1 pseudogene (only partly in view) is annotated in these 465 nt (G+C 65.6%); it reads right to left on the minus strand.

Features of this window, described 5'->3' with window-relative positions:
- Nucleotides 1-465, minus strand: a pseudogene (locus EYQ35_07925) (ATPase) (it continues 493 nt past the right edge of the window).

Below are 465 nucleotides of genomic sequence, written 5' to 3' on the forward strand. Positions count from 1 at the left end.
TACACCTGCCGCCGGGAAGATCAGAAATAAACGGAGAAATGTCTACGCCCGCCACCGACCGGCCGTCTTCTGCGCGTATTTTCACGGCCGACCCGAGGGCCACGACCCGCTCGCGGCCGTCGCCCGGCAAGTGGTCGTACACACCGTCCTCCAGCGCCCTGAGGAGCGTGGACTTACCGTGATAGCCACCCCCGGTTATCACCGTGACACCCGAGGCCAGGCCCATGCCGCGCACCATGCCGGCATTGGGAGCCGTCAGCTCGACCTCCAAGGAGGCAGGCGACACGAACTCCACGACGCCGTCGCCGAGAGGACGGTCGTCGACACCGCTTTTGCGAGGCAACACGCTGGCGTTGGCCACGAAGGCCACCAGCCCGTGTTCGGTCAGCTGTTCCCTGAGCGCGCGCGAGTCTTCCACGGTCTGAACGTGAAGCTCCAACTCGGCAGCGTCCTGGCTCTCGTAGT

The sequence above is a fragment of the Candidatus Binatota bacterium genome (assembly GCA_012960245.1).
GTDB lineage: Bacteria > Desulfobacterota > Binatia > UBA1149 > UBA1149 > UBA1149.